This window comes from Salinicola sp. MIT1003 (assembly GCF_001858555.1).
GTDB classification, from domain to species: Bacteria; Pseudomonadota; Gammaproteobacteria; order Pseudomonadales; family Halomonadaceae; genus Salinicola; species Salinicola salarius.
This window is the reverse complement of sequence record NZ_MCAP01000002.1, coordinates 110,376-130,119: the sequence shown is the minus strand read 5'-3', so window position 1 is coordinate 130,119 and position 19,744 is coordinate 110,376. Positions and strand designations below refer to the sequence as shown.

The 19,744-nt window shown below is 62.6% G+C and carries 18 protein-coding genes; 13 read left to right on the top strand and 5 right to left on the bottom strand.

From position 1 onward, the window contains the following. Positions 1-130: 130 nt before the first annotated feature. A complete protein-coding gene (locus tag BC443_RS01200; protein WP_071230001.1) occupies positions 131-334 on the top strand; it encodes a hypothetical protein in 204 nt (67 codons plus the stop codon). Between the two features lie 51 nt (positions 335-385). On the opposite strand, the gene BC443_RS01195 is transcribed toward BC443_RS01200, so the two are convergent. Then, a complete protein-coding gene (locus BC443_RS01195) occupies positions 386-1,084 on the bottom strand; it encodes a GntR family transcriptional regulator (RefSeq protein ID WP_071230000.1) in 699 nt (232 codons plus the stop codon). Between the two features lie 200 nt (positions 1,085-1,284). On the opposite strand from BC443_RS01195, the gene BC443_RS01190 reads away from it, so the two are divergent. The 4 genes from BC443_RS01190 to madM all read left to right on the top strand — a co-directional run bounded on the left by BC443_RS01190 (position 1,285) and on the right by madM (position 5,625). Further along, positions 1,285-2,649, top strand: coding sequence for a malonyl-CoA decarboxylase (locus BC443_RS01190; RefSeq protein WP_071229999.1), 1,365 nt, complete (start codon positions 1,285-1,287; stop codon positions 2,647-2,649). Positions 2,650-2,751: 102 nt separating this feature from the next. Continuing rightward, positions 2,752-4,290, top strand: a complete 1,539-nt coding sequence (locus BC443_RS01185; protein WP_071229998.1) for a malonyl-CoA synthase — start codon at positions 2,752-2,754, stop codon at positions 4,288-4,290. A 157-nt stretch (positions 4,291-4,447) separates the two neighbouring features. Continuing rightward, complete coding sequence (madL, locus tag BC443_RS01180) at positions 4,448-4,849, top strand: malonate transporter subunit MadL (RefSeq protein ID WP_071229997.1); 402 nt, start codon at positions 4,448-4,450, stop codon at positions 4,847-4,849. Positions 4,850-4,863: 14 nt separating this feature from the next. Beyond that, complete coding sequence (madM, locus tag BC443_RS01175; RefSeq protein WP_071229996.1) at positions 4,864-5,625, top strand: malonate transporter subunit MadM; 762 nt, start codon at positions 4,864-4,866, stop codon at positions 5,623-5,625. A gap of 91 nt (positions 5,626-5,716) precedes the next feature. Here madM and BC443_RS01170 read toward each other — a convergent pair whose 3' ends face one another. Both BC443_RS01170 and BC443_RS01165 read right to left on the bottom strand, forming a co-directional pair. After that, positions 5,717-7,090, bottom strand: a complete 1,374-nt coding sequence (locus BC443_RS01170) for a sensor domain-containing diguanylate cyclase (protein WP_083387139.1) — start codon at positions 7,088-7,090, stop codon at positions 5,717-5,719. 56 nt (positions 7,091-7,146) lie between these two features. After that, positions 7,147-7,923: an EAL domain-containing protein gene (locus tag BC443_RS01165; protein ID WP_071229995.1), complete on the bottom strand. Its 777-nt coding sequence runs from the start codon at positions 7,921-7,923 to the stop codon at positions 7,147-7,149. Positions 7,924-8,186: 263 nt separating this feature from the next. On the opposite strand from BC443_RS01165, the gene BC443_RS01160 reads away from it, so the two are divergent. After that, positions 8,187-8,852: an extensin family protein gene (locus BC443_RS01160; protein WP_247643186.1), complete on the top strand. Its 666-nt coding sequence runs from the start codon at positions 8,187-8,189 to the stop codon at positions 8,850-8,852. Between the two features lie 33 nt (positions 8,853-8,885). Here BC443_RS01160 and BC443_RS01155 read toward each other — a convergent pair whose 3' ends face one another. Continuing rightward, complete coding sequence (locus tag BC443_RS01155) at positions 8,886-9,113, bottom strand: hypothetical protein (RefSeq protein WP_071229993.1); 228 nt, start codon at positions 9,111-9,113, stop codon at positions 8,886-8,888. A 324-nt stretch (positions 9,114-9,437) separates the two neighbouring features. On the opposite strand from BC443_RS01155, the gene BC443_RS01150 reads away from it, so the two are divergent. The 5 genes from BC443_RS01150 (at position 9,438) to BC443_RS01130 (ending at position 15,112) form a co-directional block, all read left to right on the top strand. After that, positions 9,438-10,682: an alpha-hydroxy acid oxidase gene (locus BC443_RS01150; protein ID WP_247643185.1), complete on the top strand. Its 1,245-nt coding sequence runs from the start codon at positions 9,438-9,440 to the stop codon at positions 10,680-10,682. Between the two features lie 165 nt (positions 10,683-10,847). After that, positions 10,848-11,471: a YbhB/YbcL family Raf kinase inhibitor-like protein gene (locus tag BC443_RS01145; RefSeq protein ID WP_071229992.1), complete on the top strand. Its 624-nt coding sequence runs from the start codon at positions 10,848-10,850 to the stop codon at positions 11,469-11,471. Positions 11,472-11,693: 222 nt separating this feature from the next. Continuing rightward, positions 11,694-12,227 carry a carboxypeptidase-like regulatory domain-containing protein gene (locus BC443_RS01140; protein WP_071229991.1) on the top strand — a complete coding sequence of 178 codons (534 nt, stop codon included), beginning with the start codon at positions 11,694-11,696 and terminating at the stop codon, positions 12,225-12,227. Between the two features lie 463 nt (positions 12,228-12,690). Beyond that, the gene (locus BC443_RS01135; protein ID WP_071229990.1) at positions 12,691-13,410 is read left to right on the top strand and encodes a response regulator; all 720 of its coding nucleotides are present in this window, start codon (positions 12,691-12,693) and stop codon (positions 13,408-13,410) included. A 67-nt stretch (positions 13,411-13,477) separates the two neighbouring features. Continuing rightward, positions 13,478-15,112, top strand: a complete 1,635-nt coding sequence (locus BC443_RS01130; RefSeq protein WP_071229989.1) for an ATP-binding protein — start codon at positions 13,478-13,480, stop codon at positions 15,110-15,112. Positions 15,113-15,175: 63 nt separating this feature from the next. On the opposite strand, the gene BC443_RS01125 is transcribed toward BC443_RS01130, so the two are convergent. Further along, a complete protein-coding gene (locus BC443_RS01125; protein ID WP_071229988.1) occupies positions 15,176-16,108 on the bottom strand; it encodes a LysR family transcriptional regulator in 933 nt (310 codons plus the stop codon). Between the two features lie 124 nt (positions 16,109-16,232). On the opposite strand from BC443_RS01125, the gene metE reads away from it, so the two are divergent. Both metE and BC443_RS01115 read left to right on the top strand, forming a co-directional pair. Continuing rightward, positions 16,233-18,521, top strand: a complete 2,289-nt coding sequence (gene metE, locus BC443_RS01120; protein ID WP_071229987.1) for a 5-methyltetrahydropteroyltriglutamate--homocysteine S-methyltransferase — start codon at positions 16,233-16,235, stop codon at positions 18,519-18,521. 287 nt (positions 18,522-18,808) lie between these two features. Then, the gene (locus BC443_RS01115; RefSeq protein ID WP_244179758.1) at positions 18,809-19,594 is read left to right on the top strand and encodes a C-type lysozyme, inhibitor; all 786 of its coding nucleotides are present in this window, start codon (positions 18,809-18,811) and stop codon (positions 19,592-19,594) included. Positions 19,595-19,744 lie beyond the last annotated feature (150 nt).

Here is a 19,744-nt window from a genome sequence, read left to right as displayed (position 1 = left end):
CGAGGGGCAAGGGGCAAGGGGCGAGTGGGCGCGGGGAAAGTGGCGAAGATCGGCGAAAAGACCTAATTTGAAGCTCAATTCAAGAGGCGTGCCGCCGTTAACATAATCATATGACTTGCGGAACTTGCCCATGCGCCCGGCCATGAAGCCCACCAGCCAGCTAGGCCGACACCAACCAGGCCGACACCAGCTACGCCAAGGCGCGACTCGGCGTTCGCTGGTGCCTGCCGAAGCGCCTGTCGACCGATGGCTCAATTTGCTGGTCAGCGTATCCGTGGTCACGGCGCTGCTCGTCGGCGGCGTGGCGCTGGTCGTTACCTTGCTGTTCCACTGATCGCCGCGATCGTGGTTATCCGGTGAGCCTCGTTCTCGAAGGCTGCCGATCTCAAGACGAACCTTCTGGCGTCGATCGCTCTTCGCGGCGCCGACGCTGCAATCGCTGCATCGATGCCACCAGGTCGTTGAACCGTTCCCCCTGAATCTGGATGTGAGCCTTGATCGCCGCTTCGGCAGCGTCGGCGTCGCCGCGCTCCAGCGCCGCCATGATCGCTTCGTGCTCGTCGAAACTGCTGGCGAGACGGCGGCGGGCATGCAGCTGCAGGCGGCGATAGGGTTTCAGAATGGCGTGCAGGCGCGAGGCTTCCTGCGCCAGGAAGTCATTATGGCTTGCCTGGTAGATCAGGTGATGAAAGGTCCCGTTTTCGTAGTAGTAACCGTCGGCATCGCCGGCAGCCATGCATTCGCGGCAAGCCGCCTGGGCGCGATGCAGCGCCGCCAGTTCTTCCGGTGTCATGCGCCGCGCCGCCAGACGTGCGCACATCCCCTCCAGCTCCGCCATCACTTCGAAACGCTCGACCAGTTCGGTCACGCTCAACTGGGCGACGAATGTCCCGCGCTTGGGCAGCACGCGCACCATGCCGGATGCGGCGAGCTGCTGCAGCGCCTCGCGGATCGGCGTGCGCGAGCAGTCGTACTCCTGCGCCAGTGCCGCCGGGTCCAGTTTGTCTCCAGGCGCGTAATGGCCTTCGACGATGGCATCCTCAAGCAGGTCGCGAAGCCGCTGGGCATGCGGGATGCGAGCCATATTAGACTTTCTCCTATGTTGACACCGGGCTGGCCGGGGCATAACTGTTATATATAACAGAGCGATGACATGTATGTTAACAGTCGGTTTCGGAATTCATGCCGACGTTTTTCTGCCAGACCGCTTCGCTCTGCCGAACGCTCGTCGCTGCCGCCGCTGGTGACAGCCCGAGCTCCAGCCACAGACCCGAGAGGGCCGGCATGAACGTCAACATGAATTTTCTGCAGGATCTTCTCTCCAGCATCGGCCGCCGGACACGGGGCCAGCATCTTGCCGGTAGCGAAGATGGCGGGACGCCGAGCAGTCTGGCGCGACTGACATCGGTATGCGAGACGCTGATGCAGCCCGGTGGTGAGGCGTCGCAGATCCTGATCGCCCAAGAGGCACTGGAGCGCTACGCCTCGCTCGGCGAGAGCGATCGGCTCGCCTTCTTCCAGTTGCTGGGGGAACGCTACGCCGCCGAGCCCGACGCCATTCACGAGGCTTACGCGGCGTATCGCGACAACGGGGACAACGCCAGTCTGCAACGGCTGTTCGCGGTCTGCGAGCCTCGTCGTCAGCACCTGCTGCGGCGGCTGAATCTGTGCCCGGGCGGCACCTACGAGCTGGTCAAGATGCGCGCGGATCTGTTGCGCTGCCTCAAGGCGAACCCCGAGCTGGCGCCGCTGGATGCGGATTTCGATCATCTCTTCGCATCCTGGTTCAACCGCGGCTTTCTGGTGCTGGAGAGCATCGACTGGAACACGCCGGCGGCGGTGCTCGAGAAGATCATCCACTATGAAGCCGTCCATGCCATCGGCGACTGGTCGGACCTGCGTCGGCGCCTCGACCCCGAGGATCGCCACTGCTATGCCTTCTTCCATCCGGCCACAGGTGACGAGCCGCTGATCTTCGTCGAAGTGGCGCTGTGCCGGGGTATTCCCGACAGCATCCAGACGATTCTGGAAGGTGGCGACGAAGTGCGCCCGGAGGAGGCCGATACCGCCGCCTTCTACAGCATCAGCAACTGCCAGGCCGGCCTGCGGGGGATCTCGTTCGGCAACTTCCTGATCAAGCAGGTGGTGCAGGAACTCAAGCGCAATCTGCCGAATCTCGAAAACTTCGTGACGCTCTCGCCGGTTCCCGGTTTTGCCAAGTGGCTGGCAGCGGAACGCGAAAGCGGAACCTGCCAGCTCGCCGACGAGATTGCCGAGGGGCTCGACGACGGGCGCTGGCTGGAAGATCCCAAACTGCGCGACAAGCTGAATGCCGAACTGCGGGGGCTGGCGGCGCATTACCTGATCGACGTCAAACGCGACAGCGGCCTGCCGCTGGACCCGGTAGCCCGCTTTCACCTGGGCAACGGCGCCAGCCTGCACCGGCTCAACTGGCCTGGTGATACCTCCGAGAACGGCCGCCGCCAGTCTCATGGGCTGATGGTCAATTATCTCTACGAGCTCGGTCGGATCGAGCAGAACCACGAAGAGTTCAGCCGCGAGGGCACGGTGGTCTGCACCAGCGAGATCCGCCGCGATGCCAAGCAGGGGCGCTCACGCTGCCGTCATGGCTCCCGGACCGATGCCTGATCGTTCGTGACCGTTTCATAAAACAGGCCTGACCGTTTCACAAAACAGGCTTGGCCTTTTCAAAAAATAGGCGTGACCGTTTAACAAAGCAGGAGAGGTGGGATGAATCAGAATCTGTATCTGCAATTCTCGGGCAATTTCGAGCGCCGCCCGGACAAGGTGATGATCGATACGCCGAGTGGCGAGCAGTATCGCTATCGCGACGTGCTTTCCACCTCGCGTCGCATGGCGCGGGTTCTTCGCGACAGCGGCGTAGTGCCGGGTGACCGCGTCGTGGTGCAGGTCGACAAGAGCCCGCAGGCGATCATGCTCTATCTGGCCTGCCTGCAGACGGGAGCGGTCTACCTGCCGCTCAATACCGCCTACACGGAGGCGGAAGTCGAATATTTCCTCACCGACGCCGAGCCGCGATTCCATGTCTGCCGCCCGGACGACATCGACACCGCGCGGCGGTTGGCACAGCGCTGTGGGGTGGCGGTCGTCGAAAGCCTGGGCGCGGAAGCCGACGGTTCGTTGATGGAACGGGTCGCCGAGGCCGAGGAAGATCCGCACATCGCCGAGCTGGAAGCCAACGATCTGGCGTCGATTCTGTATACCTCCGGCACCACCGGGCGTTCCAAGGGTGCCATGCTGAGCCACGGCAATCTCGCTGCCAACAGCCAGGCGCTGGCGCAGACCTGGCGCTTCAGCGCCGACGATCATCTGCTGCACGCCTTGCCGATCTTTCACACCCACGGCTTGTTCGTGGCGTGCAACATCGTTCTGACCGTCGGCGCTTCGATGACCTTTCTGCCCAGGCTCGATGCCGAGCAACTGCTGGATCTGATGCCACGGGCAACGGCATTGATGGGGGTGCCGACGTTCTATACCCGCCTGCTGGCCAGCCCGCGGCTGAACAGGGAGACCACCGCGAACATGCGCTTGTTCGTGTCCGGCTCCGCGCCGCTGCTGGCGGAAACCCATCGGGAATTCCGCGAACGTACCGGCCATGCCATTCTCGAACGCTACGGCATGACCGAGACCAACATGAACACCTCGAATCCCTACGACGGTGAGCGCCGTCCGGGCACGGTCGGCTTCGCGCTGCCGGGTAGCGAGGTGCGCATTACCGATCGCGAAACCGGCAAGGCGTTGCCGGCGGGGGAAACCGGCCTGGTGGAAGTTCGCGGGCCGAACGTCTTCCAGGGCTACTGGCGGATGCCGGAAAAGACCGCCTCCGAGTTTCGCGATGAGGGCTTCTTCATCACCGGCGATCTCGGGCTGATCGACGAAGACGGCTATCTGCATATCGTCGGGCGCGACAAGGATCTGGTGATCTCCGGTGGCTACAACGTCTATCCCAAGGAGATCGAGCAGTGGATCGACGAGCTGCCTCAGGTGGTGGAGTCGGCCGTCATCGGTGTTGCCCATCCCGATCTGGGCGAGGGGGTGACCGCGGCGGTGGTGCTGAAGCCGGGGGAATCGCTGGACGAATCTGACGTGCTGGCGGCGCTGAAGGACAAGGTGGCGCGCTACAAGCAGCCGAAGAGAGTGTTCTTCATCGATAGCCTGCCGCGCAACGTGATGGGCAAGGTCCAGAAGAACGCGCTTCGCGAACGCTATGCCGATATCTACCTGAGTGCCGAAACGGCAAATCCGTAGCATTACGGGAGGTTTTTCACCCTCGCCGCGTGGGTAACGCGGCACGGCCGTCACGCCGGGCGTGGCGGTTCCGATACACGCCAAGCTCCGATAACCGGGCCAATCATGACGATGTCTTTGTAAAACGTTCTATAACAATGCCCAAGAGGTGACAACGATGGTGATCTACGGTGTAGCACTCCTGGCCGGCTGCATGCTGGTCGGGCTAATCATCGGCGACGTACTCGGCCAGTTGCTGGGAATCGATGCCAATCTGGGCGGTGTGGGCATCGCCATGCTGCTGCTGATCTTCGTGACCGGCTACCTCAAGGATCGCGGCAAGCTGCCGGAGACGACCGAGAGCGGCATCAACTTCTGGAATGCGATGTACATTCCCATCGTCGTCGCCATGGCGGCCAGCCAGAACGTGGCGGCTGCCTTCAGCGGCGGCATGGTGGCGATCCTGGCCGGCGTACTGGCCGTTGTGCTGGGGCTGGCGCTGGTTCCCGTGCTGACCGGCAAGAAGGTCGACGATGCGAGCCCGCTCGAGTCGACCCCCACGCCCCATAGCGGCCACTGAGCGAGGAGCCCGACATGAACGATTCCATCGTCTCTCTGGTCGACAAGTATCACTTGATCGCCGCCTTCGCCGTGGTCGGTCTCGCCATGTACGTCGCCTACTGGATTAGCCGCAATCTGACGGCGGGGCGCCTGCACGGCTCGGCGATCGCGATCATCATCGGTCTCGTTCTCGCCTATGTCGGCGGCGCCTCGACAGGCGGGACCAAAGGATTGTCCGACGTCACGCTGTTCTCTGGCCTGGGCTTGATGGGCGGTGGCATGCTGCGGGATCTGGCGATCATCGCCACCGCCTATGGCGTGCGCTTTCAGGAGATCAAGAAAGCGGGCATGCGCGGCGTGATCGCCCTGTTCCTCGGCGTGTTGGTGTCGTTCGTGGCCGGCGCGGCGGTGGCTATCGGCTTTGGCTATACCGATCCGGTCGATATCACCACGATCGCGGCCGGCGCGGTGACCTATATCGTCGGGCCGGTGACCGGGGCCACGCTGGGCGCGAGTTCGGAAGTGATCGCGCTGTCGATCGCCGCCGGCCTGGTCAAGTCGATCCTGACCATGATCGCTACGCCGATGACTGCGAAGCTCATCGGGCTGGACAATCCGCGCTCGGCGATGATCTTCGGCGGGTTGATCGGAACGACCAGCGGCGTCGCGGCAGGTCTCGCTGCCACCGATGCGCGGCTGGTGCCCTACGGTGCGATGACCGCGACGTTCTACACCGGGCTCGGCATCCTGCTGGCGCCGACGGTGCTGTTCCTGGCGGTACGGATGTTCTTCTGAATATCTGCCCAAAAGGCCTCTTCGGAACGACGCAAACCCGAGCGATCGTTCCGGAAAGGCAGGCGCTGGCAACCACCCCCGGGGGCGGCCGTCAGCCTTGAAACGAGGGGAAGGTCGGCGTGCAGCAGCGCTCCTGGCAGGCGCTGGAAACGGGAGCGATCGAGACACAGCCGCGCCCGGCCGATTTCGCCTGGTAAAGCGCATGGTCGACCTCCTCCAGCAACCCCTTCGGCATCTGGTGACGATACTCGCCCACGCCAGCGGAGAAGCTTACCCGGAGGCGAGGTGTGCTCAAGGTCCGTTGGCGAAGTTGCTTGAGGACACGGTCTATCGTGGTCTGTGCCGAGAAGCGATCGACCCCGGGCAAGATCACCAGGAACTCCTCTCCGCCCCAGCGAACCAGAGTATCGCTCGAACGCAGCGCGCCGATCATGAAATGGCTGAACTCCGTTAACACTTCGTCGCCAACGGCGTGGCCGTAGCGATCGTTGATCTCCTTGAAGTGATCCAGATCGAGCATGGCAATGGCGACCTTTTCGCCATAACGCTGGCTTCGTTCCAGTGTCTGTTCGAGCAGTTCCAGGCCGAAGCGGCGATTGTGCAATCCGGTCAGGTCGTCTCGCGTTGCCAGATATTCGAGGCGACGATTCTTTTCCTCCAGTTGGCGCTCGATGTCGCATCGCTCGGTGATATCCACGAGAAAGGCAATCCGTTGAGGTTGGCCCGCTTCGTCGTGGCTGATCGTGTCCTCGATGATGACGGTACGCGATGACCCGTCATGCAACTGAACCTCCACGGCACGGCGTTGATCCAGTTCGTCGAAGAAGCTGGCTGCGTGTTGCTTCTCGGCAGTCTGGTGATGCTGCGAGGGCAATAGCTTCCGGAAGTGGGCATTGAGCAGATCGGTTTCCGCATAGCCGAAGAACTCGCAGAAGGCATGATTGACCAGCCGCAGATACCCTTCGAGATCGATGATACACACGCCCATGGGCAAGTTCCCGAGCACCTGGCGTAGATGCGGTTGCGCCTGTGGCAGTAGGCCCGGGGTATCGTCGATAGCGGTGATCTCGCCGATGGCGATGAGCACGTGACGCGTGGCACCCTCGTCGGCAAGTGTTTCCAGCGGAGAAATCTTGAGTTTCAGCGCTTGCAGCGGCTGCGCATGTTGGCGGATGTGAAAGCACTGCCACTGACTCGAGTTTTCCGACGAGACATTCAGCAATGCCGGATGATCGAGGCCAGCCGCCGGATAGCGATGAGCGTCCAGCCATTGCCAAGGGTCGGCCATGGGGAAGCCATCACCCAGGTGCAACTGACGTCTAGCCGTCTCGTTGGCATCGACCAGCAGGGGAACGCCGGCATCGAGCCGGTAGATCAGCGCCGCGATATTCAACGTGTCCAGCCCATCCGGCGTGGAAGGACCCTCGGCGGTCTGATGGGATGGCGAATTTTTCGAAGCAACCATAAGCCAGGGTACCGTGATTCGGACGGTGGAAGGAGTTGCCAGTCGTATCGCGGTCGTCAGTGTTCGCCACGAACCAGCGCGAAGCGCGATTCGGGGCAAACCGGTAGTTGTCCTGCGGCCGGTCTGGCAAACCAGTATCCCTGCTGTCTGGCAATACCGTGGCGGTAGAGCCAACGAGCTTCTTCTAGTTTTTCTATACCTTCGGCGATCAGAGTGATGTCCAGCTGATGCGCCAGGGTAATGATGTGTTCCAGAATTCTTTGCTGGCGGGGGGACTGGTGGATATCGCTGACCAGATGGCGATCGATTTTCAGCACGTCCGGCGAGATGTCGACCAGCAGGTCCAGATTGGCATATCCGGTGCCGAAATCATCCAGCGCCGTTTTCATCCCCATTTCGTGATAGCTGGTCACGATATTCTGTAGATGGCACCGATCCCCGACATTTTCCGACTCGGTGATTTCGAAACAGAGCCGGCTCGTCGGCCAGCCGACCCGCCTGGCTGCGGCAAGCGTGGCCTGAATGCATGCCTGTGGTTCGTAGACGGCGTTGGGCAGGAAGTTGATCGAAAGCATCCCTTCGGCCCCCAGATCGTGGGCCATTTCGATCGCCTTGACCCGGCAAGCCTGATCGAAGCGGTAGAGATTGGCGTGGTCGACCCGTGCCAGTATCGAGCCGGCGGATTCTCCACCAGTTCCTCTGACCAGCGCTTCGTATCCGTAGACTCGACCCTCGTCGATATTCACCAATGGCTGAAACGCCATGGTGAATTCGAAGTCCAGCGGTACGTCGCAGCGACCGCAAACGTTCTCGTGTCTGGCACAACCCGGCATTGTGTCCTCCTTGACGACATGCACGGTAATGATTGTTTTCTGCTCGACTTGAAATGCGTTCGTCAGCATTTCGGCAAGTTAACTAAGCTTAGAATATATGACTACGATCGAATAGCACCGATTTAGCAGAAAAGTGTGAATCGCGCTATCCCATGCGTCGCCGATTACCGACGTCGCAGAAATCCGCTATCAGCCTGCCGGAGTCCATGAAACCTTCCTCGAAACCTTCTTCAAGACCCTCTTCAAGCACTCTGATTTGTCTGATGGTGATTGCTGTCGGTGTCGCCTTCGACAAGGGAGTCTGGCAGATCCCGCGGGAGTGGAACCCGTTCGCGCCGCTGGTCGTGAGCGATCCCGTGACACCGGTCATGCGCTGGAAGCTGAAAGCGCTATCCGGAGATCGGGAGGCGTGTCTTGCGGCGCTGGAGACGGCGCCGGATATCGATTATACCCCGCTGGGGGATTACACCGCGGCGGCCGGTTGCCCGCTCGAGAACGTGGTTCGGCTCTCGAGCACGCAGGTCTCGTTCAGTTCGAGCTTCGTGGCCAGTTGCCCGCTGGCGCTGGCCTGGACCATGTACGAACAGCACGAACTGCAGCCGTTGGCTCGGCAGGTCTTCGGCGAGCGTGTCTCCCGCGTCCAGCATTACGGCTCTTTCGCATGCCGCAATATCTATCACCGCAAGAACGCCAGACGCAGCGATCATGCCACGGCGTCGGCACTCGATGTCGCGGCCTTCCGGCTCGAGGATGGGCGCCGAATCAGCGTACTCGAGGATTGGGGGAATGAGAGCGATCGTGGCCGGTTTCTCGAAGCGGCCCAGGCGGGCGCCTGTCACTATTTCGGCACCACCCTGGGCCCGGACTACAACGCCGCGCATGCCAACCACTTTCATCTCGGCATGCGCGGCGTGTCGTTCTGCCGCTAGGGTGGAACGAGGCAGGGAAGTCGCTGCAACGGCTCAGTCGTCGAGGTCGATATCGTCCTCGTCGGTTGCCGCGCCCGTGGCTGCACCGACACCGCCGCCGATCACGGCACCCTGAGTGACGTCACCTCCGGTCGCAGCCGCCGCGCCCGCACCGACTGCGGCACCGACGCCCGCGCCGCTGGCCGCACGCTCGCCGGTCGAGGTTCCGCATGCGGAGAGGCCGAGGGCGAGAAGCAGGGTCAAAAACGTCGTCCTTAACATAAGTTATCTCCTTTCAGGTGTGGTTACAGGCTAGAAACAAACCTGGCGCGCTGCAACTCGGGAGCGGAGTCATCGAACCCAGGCGTATACATCGAAAGTCGACTGTCCCTGTAAATATGATGTATGACAATTTAGCGGCTGATCGTCGACTGCTTGCCTCTCCAGGTCGAGTCGGCCCATTGCTATCCTCTGACGTTCCCGGAGAACGCCGATGCCCTCGGACCCGACTGTAGTGCGGTTTTCATACGCCATGCTCCCTCTTGCCCTGCCGATCCGTGATGTCAGGGTCACGACCGCGCATCGGGTATCGAAGAGGGTGATGTCATGAGCGTGATGGAGCCCCAGCCCCGTTTTCGAAACGCGGCGACGTCGAATCTCGGCATTTCCCGGCTCGAGCGCTGGTGGTTTCGCCGGCGTCTGCGACACATCCTCTGCCTGGCGGATTTCGAGCGTTTCGCGAAGCGGGTCCTGCCCAAGCCCATCTTCGGTTACGTGGCCGGCGCGGCGGAAACCAACGCTTCCTACGATGACAATTTCCGGGCCTTTCGCGAGATTGGGTTCGTGCATCGCTCGCTGGTCAATGTCAGCGGGCGGACGACCCGCACCTCGCTGATGGGGCGCGAGCACGCGCTGCCGTTCGGCATCGCGCCGATGGGCGTCAGCGCGCTGACCGCCTACCGTGGCGACATTCGTCTGGCCAGCGCCGCTCGGCGAGCCGGTATTCCCATGGTCATCAGCGCTTCCGGGCTGATCGCGCTGGAGGCGATTGCCGAGATCAATCCCGATGTCTGGTACCAGGCCTACATGCCACCCGACCCGGCATCCATTCATGCCCTGGTCGAACGCGTGGCGCGTGCCGGGATCCAGACGCTGGTCGTAACGGTCGACTCCGCCGTGGTGCCAAGCCGTGAAAACAACGTGCGCACCGGCTACAAGACGCCGATCCGCCCCGATCTTCGCCTGCTGTGGCAAGGTGCAACGCATCCCGAATGGTCGCTGTGTACCTTCCTGCGCACGATCCGTCGTCACGGCATGCCGCATTTCGAGCATGCCGGGGCCGAGCGCGGTGTTGCCCTCGTCGCCAAGAACGTCGAGCGGGACTTTTCCGGCCGGGAGCACCTCGATTGGGAGGACATCCGCCGCATTCGTCAGCAGTGGGGCGGCAAGCTGGTGCTGAAGGGCATCATGGCCGTGGAGGATGCGCGCAAAGCCGAGTCCCTGGGTGTCGATGGCATCATCGTTTCCAACCACGGCGGGCGGCAGCTGGACGGCGACGTCTCGCCGCTGCGCGTGCTGCCCGATATCGTCGCGGCGGTGGGTCTCGACGTGATGATCGATAGCGGCTTCCGGCGCGGTTCCGATGTGCTCAAAGCGCTCGCGCTGGGGGCGAAGTTCGTGTTCGTCGGCCGCCCGTTCAACTATGCCGCGGCGGTGGCGGGAGAAGCCGGAGTCGATCACGCCATTTCGCTTCTCGCGACCGAGGTGCACCGTAACCTGGGAATGCTGGGTATCAACTCGCTGGAAGAGATGACCGCCGACCGGCTCTATTTTCTTCCTCGGGCATCCTGAGTCGTGCGTGCGTTTGCGCGCCCAAGGATAGTTGCCGCGCCCGATCATGACAAAAGCCGCGAGGGCACTTAAGGTTATCGGTGGATCGTCGGCGCGCCAGAACCGTTTCCGGTGGCGCGCCCGACGAGCATCAATACCTGTTTCACTATCGACGAGGAGTGGCCCATGCGTTTGACCATCAAGGGTATCGAGGAAGGCAAGCCGATTCCGGCGCAGTTCGCTTTCGCCGTGCCCGACCCCGAGCAGCACATGCGCCTGAGCGACAATCGCAATCCGGAAGTGCGCTGGCTGGATGCGCCGCAAGGCACGCAGAGCTTCGTGCTGCTGGTGACCGATCCCGATGTGCCGGGCGTGGCGGACGACGTCAATCAGGAAGGCAAGACACTCCCTGCGGACCTGCCGCGCGTCGATTTCTACCATTGGGTGCTGGTGGACATTCCCGTCGAGGTCAACCTGATCGAGGAAGGCGAGATGGCCGATGGGGTAGTTCCGAAGGGCAAGACGCCAGGACAGACCGCCAAGGGCATCAGCGGGATCAACGGCTACACCGGGTTTCTGGCCGGCGATCCGGACATGGCCGGTGTCTACGGCGGCTACGATGGGCCTTGCCCGCCCTGGAACGATGAAATCGTCCATCGCTATACCTTCAGCGTGTTCGCGCTGGATATTCTCACGCTGGGCCTGTCGGGAGAATTTACCGGCGAGCAGGTTCGCGAGGCGATGGCAGGCCACGTGCTGGCCGAGTCCAGCATCACCGGAACCTATACCCTCAATCCGGACCTGCGCTGATCCCTCATGACGGCGCCAGGCCACGAGGCGAAGCGGCGGCCTAGCTCTTTGCGAAATTGTTGCCTGATTGGCTGTCAGCATGACGAGCTTCCCCGCTGATGGCCAGCGGGGAGCTTTCGAGTAGAGTCGATGGCAAGGAGAGAGCCGGTGGCGAGGAGAGAGTTGGTGGCCAGAAGAGAGTTGGTGGCCAGAAGAGAGTGGGTGGCCAGAAGAGAGTGGAGGATGGCGGGGAAACTTCGGCTGGGCGTGCTGGCGCTGATGGTAATGGCGTTGGCAGGTTGCGAAAGTCTATCGACGGGGTCGTTTCAGATGCCCGATATCTTCGATCGCTCCGGCAGCGACGAGGCCGTGGTCAAACGCCAGATTCCCTTCCCGGCCGAAGAGTATGCTCAGCTCGAAAAGCGTGGAACCTCGGCTATCCAGGGGCGGTTGACCTACAGAACGCCGGATGGACAGACGCTCGTGGGCTCCGATGAGACGATTTCGGTAGCGCCCGCGACGCGCTATGCGGCCGAAGCCGCCGAGGTGGCGCTCTCGGGACGCAAGATCGAACCGGCCGATCCCCGTGCCCGTGAATATACGCACTATGCCGAGACGGACGACAATGGCTATTTCGTCGTCAGGGGCATACCCGCGGGCGTGTTCTACGTTGCCGGTAGCGTGCTGCTACCCGGTGGCGAATCACGCAGCCCGATCATCATCAAGCAGATCGAACTTGGTGACGGACAGACACGAGACGTGGACCTGAGCCGCTGAATCCAGGGCGAAGTCGGCAAAATGATGCCGTTCATCCGAAGAATGGCATCCGATCGGGATCATTTTGTCGTGACGCCAAGTTCGATATCCAAGACCGGCGTTCATATCGACTGTCATGTCGGGCTGTGATGTCGATGAGTGCCAACTACGCTTGGCACCATCGAGAGGGCTTGCCAAAGAGAGACTGACACTTTCGTTCTTGTAAGCCAGACTCATCGGTCTCTTGTCTGAATTTATCCATTAACTGCGTAGTCCATTGCCGATACCGGGTTACACAGGGAACAATTCGGGTATGATACTGTTTAATCCGCTAGGCTCTCTTCAGGCGTAGCGCTGATTATTCAGAACATTAGCGCAGTAACGGTAAATTATATCTGCTCGGCTCTTGAAGCCGCTTGATGCCGTTAATGCCAATAATAAATCAAGACCGTGGTATGCAGGGTTTCGAGGCCAACTCAAAGGGATGGATGACAGCTTGGACAGCACTGCACATCAAGATCGCGTATTGATCATCGAAGACGACGAGCGTCTGGCGCATCTGACACGCGAATATCTGGAGGCCAACGGTTTTCAGGTCGGGCTCGAACACGATGGCGCCAACGGGGTGGAGCGCATCATCGAGGAACAGCCGGATATGGTGATCCTCGACCTGATGCTGCCGGGTGAGGACGGTCTATCGATCTGCCGTCGGGTACGACCGCATTATGCCGGCCCCATTCTGATGTTGACGGCACGGACCGACGACATGGATCAGGTTCTGGGCCTGGAAATGGGAGCCGACGATTACGTTCCCAAGCCGGTTCAGCCACGGGTGCTGCTGGCGCGCATGCGCGCGCTGATGCGTCGCGCCGACACCCTGGTTTCCTCGAGCGGGGCGACGCGCCTGACGTTCGACAATCTGGTCATCGACAGCGCCACTCGCGAGGCGTGGCTGGAAGATGAGCGTATCGATCTCACCAGCGCGGAATTCGATCTGCTCTGGCTACTGGCCGACAGCGCCGGCCGGGTATTGACGCGTGAGGAGATCTTCTCCCAGCTGCGCGGGATCAAATACGACGGACAGGATCGTTCCATCGACGTGCGCGTCTCGCGCATTCGCCCCAAGATCGGCGACGATCCCAACCACCCTCATCGCATCAAGACCGTACGGAGCAAAGGGTATCTGTTCGTGAGAGACAGTTGAGGGAGGGCGGCGATCGCGGTCGCCGTCTCCCCCTGTTACTTGCCCGACATTTCCCGCGAGATCCAACATGCGTCGTTCCTTTACCGACAGCACCTTCCTGCGATTCTACGTGTCGCTGCTGGCGGCGTTGGTCATTACCTTTGCGCTGGTACTGTTCGGCTTCCTGGTCGTCGACAAGGTGCGTCAGGAGCACTATCGGGAAAATCTCGTCAGCGGCCCGCTGGCACTGCTTTCCGATCTCGTCTCCCGCCAGCCGTTGGCACAGCGCGATGACTGGCTGGCGTCGATGGCGTCGACACTGGGCATGCCGTTGGGGTTGTTCCAGCTCGATGACCTGTCGCTGAATTATTTCGAGCGGGCGCGACTGCGTGAGAACCGGCCGGTGATCGAATCCACCGATGATGGCTGGCGCTCGCTGTACCAGCTGCCCAGTTCCAGTTGGGTGCTGGCGGCGCGGATCAACAGTCTCAACGAGATGCAGCTTCGGGGTATCACCGAAGTGCTGCGCAGCTGGTTGAGCGGCGAAGAGAAGGAGATCCAGGCTCGCCGGCTGGCGCGCGTCCAACAGCAGTTCCACATGCCGGTTGGTCTCTATACTTCGCCGCCGACGGATGTCGACCCTATCCAGGCGACGCGCCTCGACGCCGGCGAAGTGGTGGTGCGTCTCGAAACGGGGCTGAGTGCGCTCTATATTCATGCTCGGGTCGGGCCGGATCGCTGGCTGCGAATCGGTCCGCTGCCCAGTTTCGAGTCGATGCCGCTGTCGCTGGCGCTGGCTTTGCTGATCATGGTGCTGACGACGCTGGCCGGCGCCATCTATCTCATCGTGTGGGGCGTCGAAGGCCGGGTGGGGCGGCTCGAACGGGCCGCGACGCGCATTGCGGCGGGTCATCTCAACTCGCGAGTGCGGGTCGACAGCAACGACTTCATCGGCCGTCTGGGCATGGCGCTCAACGGCATGGCGGCGCAGGTCCAGATGCTGCTGCGCAGCCAGCAGGAGATGATTCGGGCCGTCTCCCACGAACTGCGTACGCCGGTGGCACGCATTCGCTTTGCGGTACAGATGCTGGAAGATCTCAGCAAGGACGAGGTCGCCCAGCGCCAGTTGGCGGGCATCGACGAGGATATCGCCGAACTCGACCGGCTGATCGATGAAATCCTCACCTACGCCAAGCTCGACAGCGAGAATGCCCAGGGCGTGACGCTGCAGACGGAAAGCCTGGAGTGTCGTGCGCTGGCCTGGCGAGTACTGGAGACGTTGAGCCCGCTGCACCCGCACCTCGAACTGCGCGTTGCCGATGGCGAAGAGCTCGAGGTGGAGGCGGAGCCACGCTACCTGCAGCGCGCGGTCCAGAACCTGGTCGCCAATGCCTGCCGGCATGCGGAGAGTCAGGTCGTGGTGAAGGTCCATCGCGAACCCCGGGCCGTGCGCATCGACGTCGAAGACGATGGCCCGGGGGTGCCGGAAGAGAAGCGCATCGCCATCTTCAAGCCATTCGCCCGGCTGGACGACAGTCGCACCCGGCGCTCGGGCGGCTACGGCCTGGGGCTCTCCATCGTCCAGAAGATCATGGCCTGGCACGGCGGCAACGTCGTGGTCGATCGCAGCGAGAGCCTGGGCGGCGCTCGCTTCAGCCTGCTGCTGCCGCTACACGGCCGGGAGGCGATTCGGCCGCTGACATTCGACGAAGAGACGGTTTGACGATCTTTCGCGGCTGACCTATTCGCGGCTACCCCATGCGCGGCTTCGGTAAGCGCCCGATCGTCAGGCGTCTTCCGGCGTGGCGGCTGGCTTGACGCCACTGAGCACCGCAAACGAGGTGTCTCTTGCGGTGCGGATGAAGTCCTCCATCCACGGCAATTCCAGGTTGTCCTCCCGCACTGCCGCGTAGAGCGTGCTCCACACCCCGTCCTTGCCCAGCGGCAGCGCCTTGACGTAATCCCGCTCCAGATACTCCGTCAGCGCCCAGTTGGGCAGGGCGCACACCCCGCGGCCACTCGCCACCAGTTGCATCATCATCACCGTGAGTTCGGCGCTGCGGATTTCCTGCGGGCGCACGTCGGCGGGATCGAGAAACTGGGTGAAGACATCCAGGCGGGAGTGATCCACCGGATAGACGATGAGCGTTTCCGTGGCGAGATCCGAGGGCTCGACCCAGCTTCGGGTCGCCAGCGCGTGCTGCTTGGAAACGGCGAGCAGGCCTTCGTAGCGGAACAGGGGGGCGTAGTGCACGCCCGGCAGCGGCTCCGGGTTGTCCGTGATGACCAGATCGAGCGCTTCGCGCGTCAGCCCCGGCAGCAGATCGAAATTCTGGCCGCTGGGAATATCGACTTCCACCTCCGGCCAGTGATCGCGGAAATGGTCGATGGTCGGCATCAGCCACTGGAAGCAGCTATGGCACTCGATCGCCATGTGCAGGCGACCCTGTTCGTGGCCGGCCAGCCGTGCCAGGTCGCGTTCCGCCAGACGCAGCTGGGGCAGCACCTGTTCGGCCAGGGTCAGCAGGCGTTCCCCGGCGCGGGTGAACGACACCGGGCGCGTCTTGCGGGCAAACAACGGCATGCCGAGCCGCGACTCGAGATCCTTGATCTGGTGCGATAGCGCCGACTGGGTCAGGTGGACGCGCTCCGCCGCTTCGACCAGCGAGCCGGTGTCACGCAGAGCGATCAACGTGCGGAGATGGCGAAGTTCGAGCATGTGATGAATTTTGCTCACTTTGAGGATTAGATAAACGCGTTTGATTCAAGGTGCGTTGCCGGAGAGACTGCCGCCAAGCCATGATCTTCTCCATTCTAACCGCTAACTCCGAGAGACCCCACAAATGACCACCCTGGTGCACACTCTGGGCTATCCGCGTATCGGCGCGCATCGCGAATTGAAGAAAGCCGTCGAAGCCTACTGGAAGGGCGAGCTGGATCGAGATGGACTCGAGCAGGAAGGCGCGCGGCTGCGCAAGGCGCACTGGCAGGACCAGATCGATGCCGGCCTGGATGTCGTCACCGTCGGTGACTTCGCTTTCTACGATCAGGTGCTCAATGTTTCGGTGCTGGTGGGGGCAGTGCCGCCACGCTTCGGCAGCGTCGCAGGAGAGGTCGATCTCGACACCAGTTTCCGCATGGCGCGGGGTCGCGCGCCGTCCGGCGAGCCGGCGCCGGCCTGCGAGATGACCAAGTATTTCGACACCAACTATCACTATCTGGTGCCGGAGTTGTACGAAGGGCAGACGTTCCGGATCGCCAGCGAGCGCCTGTTCGAGGAGGTCGCCGAAGCCAGGGCGCAAGGGCATCCGATCAAGGTGGCGCTGACCGGCCCCGTCACCTGGCTGTGGCTGGCCAAGTCCAAGAGCGAGGGGCTCGAACGCCTTTCGTTGCTCGACGATCTGGTCTCGACTTATGGGCAGATTCTGGCTCGGCTCGCCGACGCCGGCATCGAATGGGTACAGCTGGATGAGCCGGCGCTGGTCCAGGACCTGCCGAGCGAGTGGCAGCGCGCGTTCGAATTCGCCTACAACCAGCTGCAATCGGCCCCGGTAAAGCTGCTGGTGGCGAGCTACTTCGGCGGCCTCGGCGACAACCTGGGGCTGGCGCTATCGCTGCCGGTCGAGGGGCTGCACGTGGATCTGGCCCGGGCACCGCAGCAGCTCACGGCCGTGCTCGATCGCCTGCCGCCCTACAAGGTGCTTTCCGTCGGAGCCATCGACGGCCGCAACATCTGGCGCGCCGATCTCGAACGTCTCGCCGGTGAACTCAAGGATGCCAAATCTCGCCTGGGCGACCGGCTCTGGCTGGCCCCGAGCTGCTCGCTGCTCCACGTGCCGGTGGATCTGGACAACGAAACCAGGCTCGATCCGGAGCTGAAAAGCTGGCTGGCGTTCGCGCGTCAGAAGCTGGATGAAGTCGTGGCACTGTCGCACGTGCTCGACGGCGCGGAAACGGCGGCGGATCGCCAGCGCGTCGAGGATGCCAGCCGAGCCCTGGCGGCGCGGCGCGAGTCACAGCGCATTCACAAGCCGCAGGTTGCCGAGCGTCTGTCGAAGGTCGGCAATGCCGACACGCGTCGCGCCAGCGTCTACACGGTTCGGGCCGCGGCACAGCGTGAGCGACTGAATCTGCCGCTGTTCCCGACCACCACGATCGGCTCCTTTCCGCAGACGCAGGAAATCCGTGCGGCCCGCCGCGACTTCAAGCGAGGCGAGCTTGACGCGGCGGATTACGAAGCCCGCATGCGCGAAGAGATCGCGCTGGTGGTCGAACGCCAGCAACAGCTGGGGCTCGATGTGCCGGTGCATGGCGAGGCCGAGCGTAACGACATGGTCGAATATTTCGGCGAGCAGCTCGACGGTTTCGCCTTCACCCAGAACGGGTGGGTGCAGAGCTACGGCTCCCGCTGCGTCAAGCCGCCGGTGATCTTCGGTGACGTGACGCGGCCTGAAGCGATGACGGTGCGCTGGAGCGAGTACGCCCAGTCGCTGACCGACAAGCCCATGAAAGGCATGCTCACCGGGCCGGTGACGATCCTGCAGTGGTCCTTCGTTCGTGACGATCAGCCCCGCGCCACCACCTGCCGCCAGATCGCCCTGGCGCTGCGTGACGAGGTCGCCGACCTGGAACGTGCCGGTATCGCGATCATCCAGATCGACGAACCGGCGCTGCGGGAAGGGCTGCCGCTGCTGCAGGCCGAATGGCAGGCGTATCTCGACTGGGCGGTGGAGTGCTTCCAACTGAGCGCTGCCGTGGTTGCCGACGAGACGCAGATCCACACCCACATGTGCTATGCGGAGTTCAACGACATCATCGGCGCCATCGCCGCCATGGATGCCGATGTCATCACCATCGAGACCTCGCGTTCCGACATGGAGCTGCTGGACGCCTTCCAGCACTTCGATTACCCCAACGAGATCGGGCCAGGCGTCTACGATATCCACTCGCCGAACATTCCCGAGTGCGCCTGGATGGTCGACCTGATGGTCAAGGCCGCGGAAAAGATCCCGGCCGAGCGGCTCTGGGTCAACCCGGACTGCGGTCTCAAGACGCGGGGCTGGGCCGAAGTGGAGCCGGCACTGGCCAACATGGTCGAGGCGGCTCGCGAGTTGCGCAAGCGCTATGCGTGAAGCGATTTTCCAACGATGAACGGACTGTGTTCGGGTCCGCCGTCGGGTTCGGTCCGCCGTCGGGTTCGGTCCGCCGGAGAGGTTGATCCGCCGGTGAGTTGGGTCCGCCGATGGCGCTGACATGTTAGGCTGAGCGTTGCGCCGCGAGACGATCTCGCGGCGCTTTTTTGTGACCTGCCATCCCTGGCGGTCACCCTCCGGGCCGTCGCTGCGCGACGTCAAAAATCGCGCCCGGCGATTTTTTGTGACGGCTATCCGTGTTCAGACATCTCTCGGGAATCGTGCTCATGTCCAAAGCGCTTCAGGCTGGCAAAGACCGCCGCGTCCTCTATCGTCATCGTTCATCGGTTCGCTGGCTGACGCTGTCGGTCGGCGCGCTCATGCTCGCGGGCTGCGCCAGCGGCGGGCAGCAGGAAGTGTCTTCCGCCGCGCCGCCGTCAGGGCTGGATGCGCTCAAGTCGCCGCTGATGCCAAGCGCCTTCTTTGCCGATGGGGGCGAGACCTTCACCGCCTGGCGCTGCACGCCGTCTCAGGATCTGGTGACCACCACGCCCGACGATCGGCGGCTGCGACTGTGGACGGCGCTGGGGGAAACCGAGCTGCCCAGTGCCGTGGTCGGCACCGGTTCGCGCTACCAGCTCGGCGGGCTATCGTTCTGGCGCCAGGGGCGCGATGCCCGTGTCGAGAGCGACAACGGGCGGCTGGTCTGCACTCTGGCCAGTGAACGCAAGACGACCACGCGGCAGGAACACCCCGAAAGCATTTTCTACGCCAGCGGCAACGAACCCGGCTGGAATCTCTCCCTCGATCGCAACAGCCACTCGCTGACGCTGGTGTCCGACTACGGTCAGGCCGAGGATACCTTCGACTATCGGGTCGCCTCGGTGCAGAACGGAAGCGAGGCGCGCATGGTGCTGGTCAGCGACAGCGGCCGATACCCCATGGAGCTGGATCTGCGGGCCGGTGCCTGCTTCGACGACATGAGCGGCAAACCGTGGCCGGTCAAGGTGACGCTGCGCTACGGCGACCGGGAGTTTCACGGTTGCGGGCAGGGCGTCGAAGCCAGCCGTTGATGGCAGATGGCGGCGGGGCCGTCATGGCGGAGATCGGAAAGAATCGATGCGATCGAACGTTTCATGCCATATTTCGCGGTTTTCATTCCAAAAACCACAATGAATAATGCCTCCCATGTAGCCGTCAGGTAGCGGCATCTCGCTGTAGTG

Excerpts from the sequence above, each read along its gene's own strand:
- BC443_RS01200 (WP_071230001.1), top strand. The coding sequence starts at position 131 with ATGCGCCCGGCCATGAAGCCCACCAGCCAGCTAGGCCGACACCAACCA.
- BC443_RS01195 (WP_071230000.1), bottom strand. The coding sequence starts at position 1,084 with ATGGCTCGCATCCCGCATGCCCAGCGGCTTCGCGACCTGCTTGAGGAT.
- BC443_RS01190 (WP_071229999.1), top strand. The coding sequence starts at position 1,285 with ATGAACGTCAACATGAATTTTCTGCAGGATCTTCTCTCCAGCATCGGC.
- BC443_RS01185 (WP_071229998.1), top strand. The coding sequence starts at position 2,752 with ATGAATCAGAATCTGTATCTGCAATTCTCGGGCAATTTCGAGCGCCGC.
- madL (WP_071229997.1), top strand. The coding sequence starts at position 4,448 with ATGGTGATCTACGGTGTAGCACTCCTGGCCGGCTGCATGCTGGTCGGG.
- madM (WP_071229996.1), top strand. The coding sequence starts at position 4,864 with ATGAACGATTCCATCGTCTCTCTGGTCGACAAGTATCACTTGATCGCC.
- BC443_RS01170 (WP_083387139.1), bottom strand. The coding sequence starts at position 7,090 with ATGGTTGCTTCGAAAAATTCGCCATCCCATCAGACCGCCGAGGGTCCT.
- BC443_RS01165 (WP_071229995.1), bottom strand. The coding sequence starts at position 7,923 with ATGCCGGGTTGTGCCAGACACGAGAACGTTTGCGGTCGCTGCGACGTA.
- BC443_RS01160 (WP_247643186.1), top strand. The coding sequence starts at position 8,187 with ATGGTGATTGCTGTCGGTGTCGCCTTCGACAAGGGAGTCTGGCAGATC.
- BC443_RS01155 (WP_071229993.1), bottom strand. The coding sequence starts at position 9,113 with ATGTTAAGGACGACGTTTTTGACCCTGCTTCTCGCCCTCGGCCTCTCC.
- BC443_RS01150 (WP_247643185.1), top strand. The coding sequence starts at position 9,438 with ATGAGCGTGATGGAGCCCCAGCCCCGTTTTCGAAACGCGGCGACGTCG.
- BC443_RS01145 (WP_071229992.1), top strand. The coding sequence starts at position 10,848 with ATGCGTTTGACCATCAAGGGTATCGAGGAAGGCAAGCCGATTCCGGCG.
- BC443_RS01140 (WP_071229991.1), top strand. The coding sequence starts at position 11,694 with ATGGCGGGGAAACTTCGGCTGGGCGTGCTGGCGCTGATGGTAATGGCG.
- BC443_RS01135 (WP_071229990.1), top strand. The coding sequence starts at position 12,691 with ATGGATGACAGCTTGGACAGCACTGCACATCAAGATCGCGTATTGATC.
- BC443_RS01130 (WP_071229989.1), top strand. The coding sequence starts at position 13,478 with ATGCGTCGTTCCTTTACCGACAGCACCTTCCTGCGATTCTACGTGTCG.
- BC443_RS01125 (WP_071229988.1), bottom strand. The coding sequence starts at position 16,108 with ATGCTCGAACTTCGCCATCTCCGCACGTTGATCGCTCTGCGTGACACC.
- metE (WP_071229987.1), top strand. The coding sequence starts at position 16,233 with ATGACCACCCTGGTGCACACTCTGGGCTATCCGCGTATCGGCGCGCAT.
- BC443_RS01115 (WP_244179758.1), top strand. The coding sequence starts at position 18,809 with ATGTCCAAAGCGCTTCAGGCTGGCAAAGACCGCCGCGTCCTCTATCGT.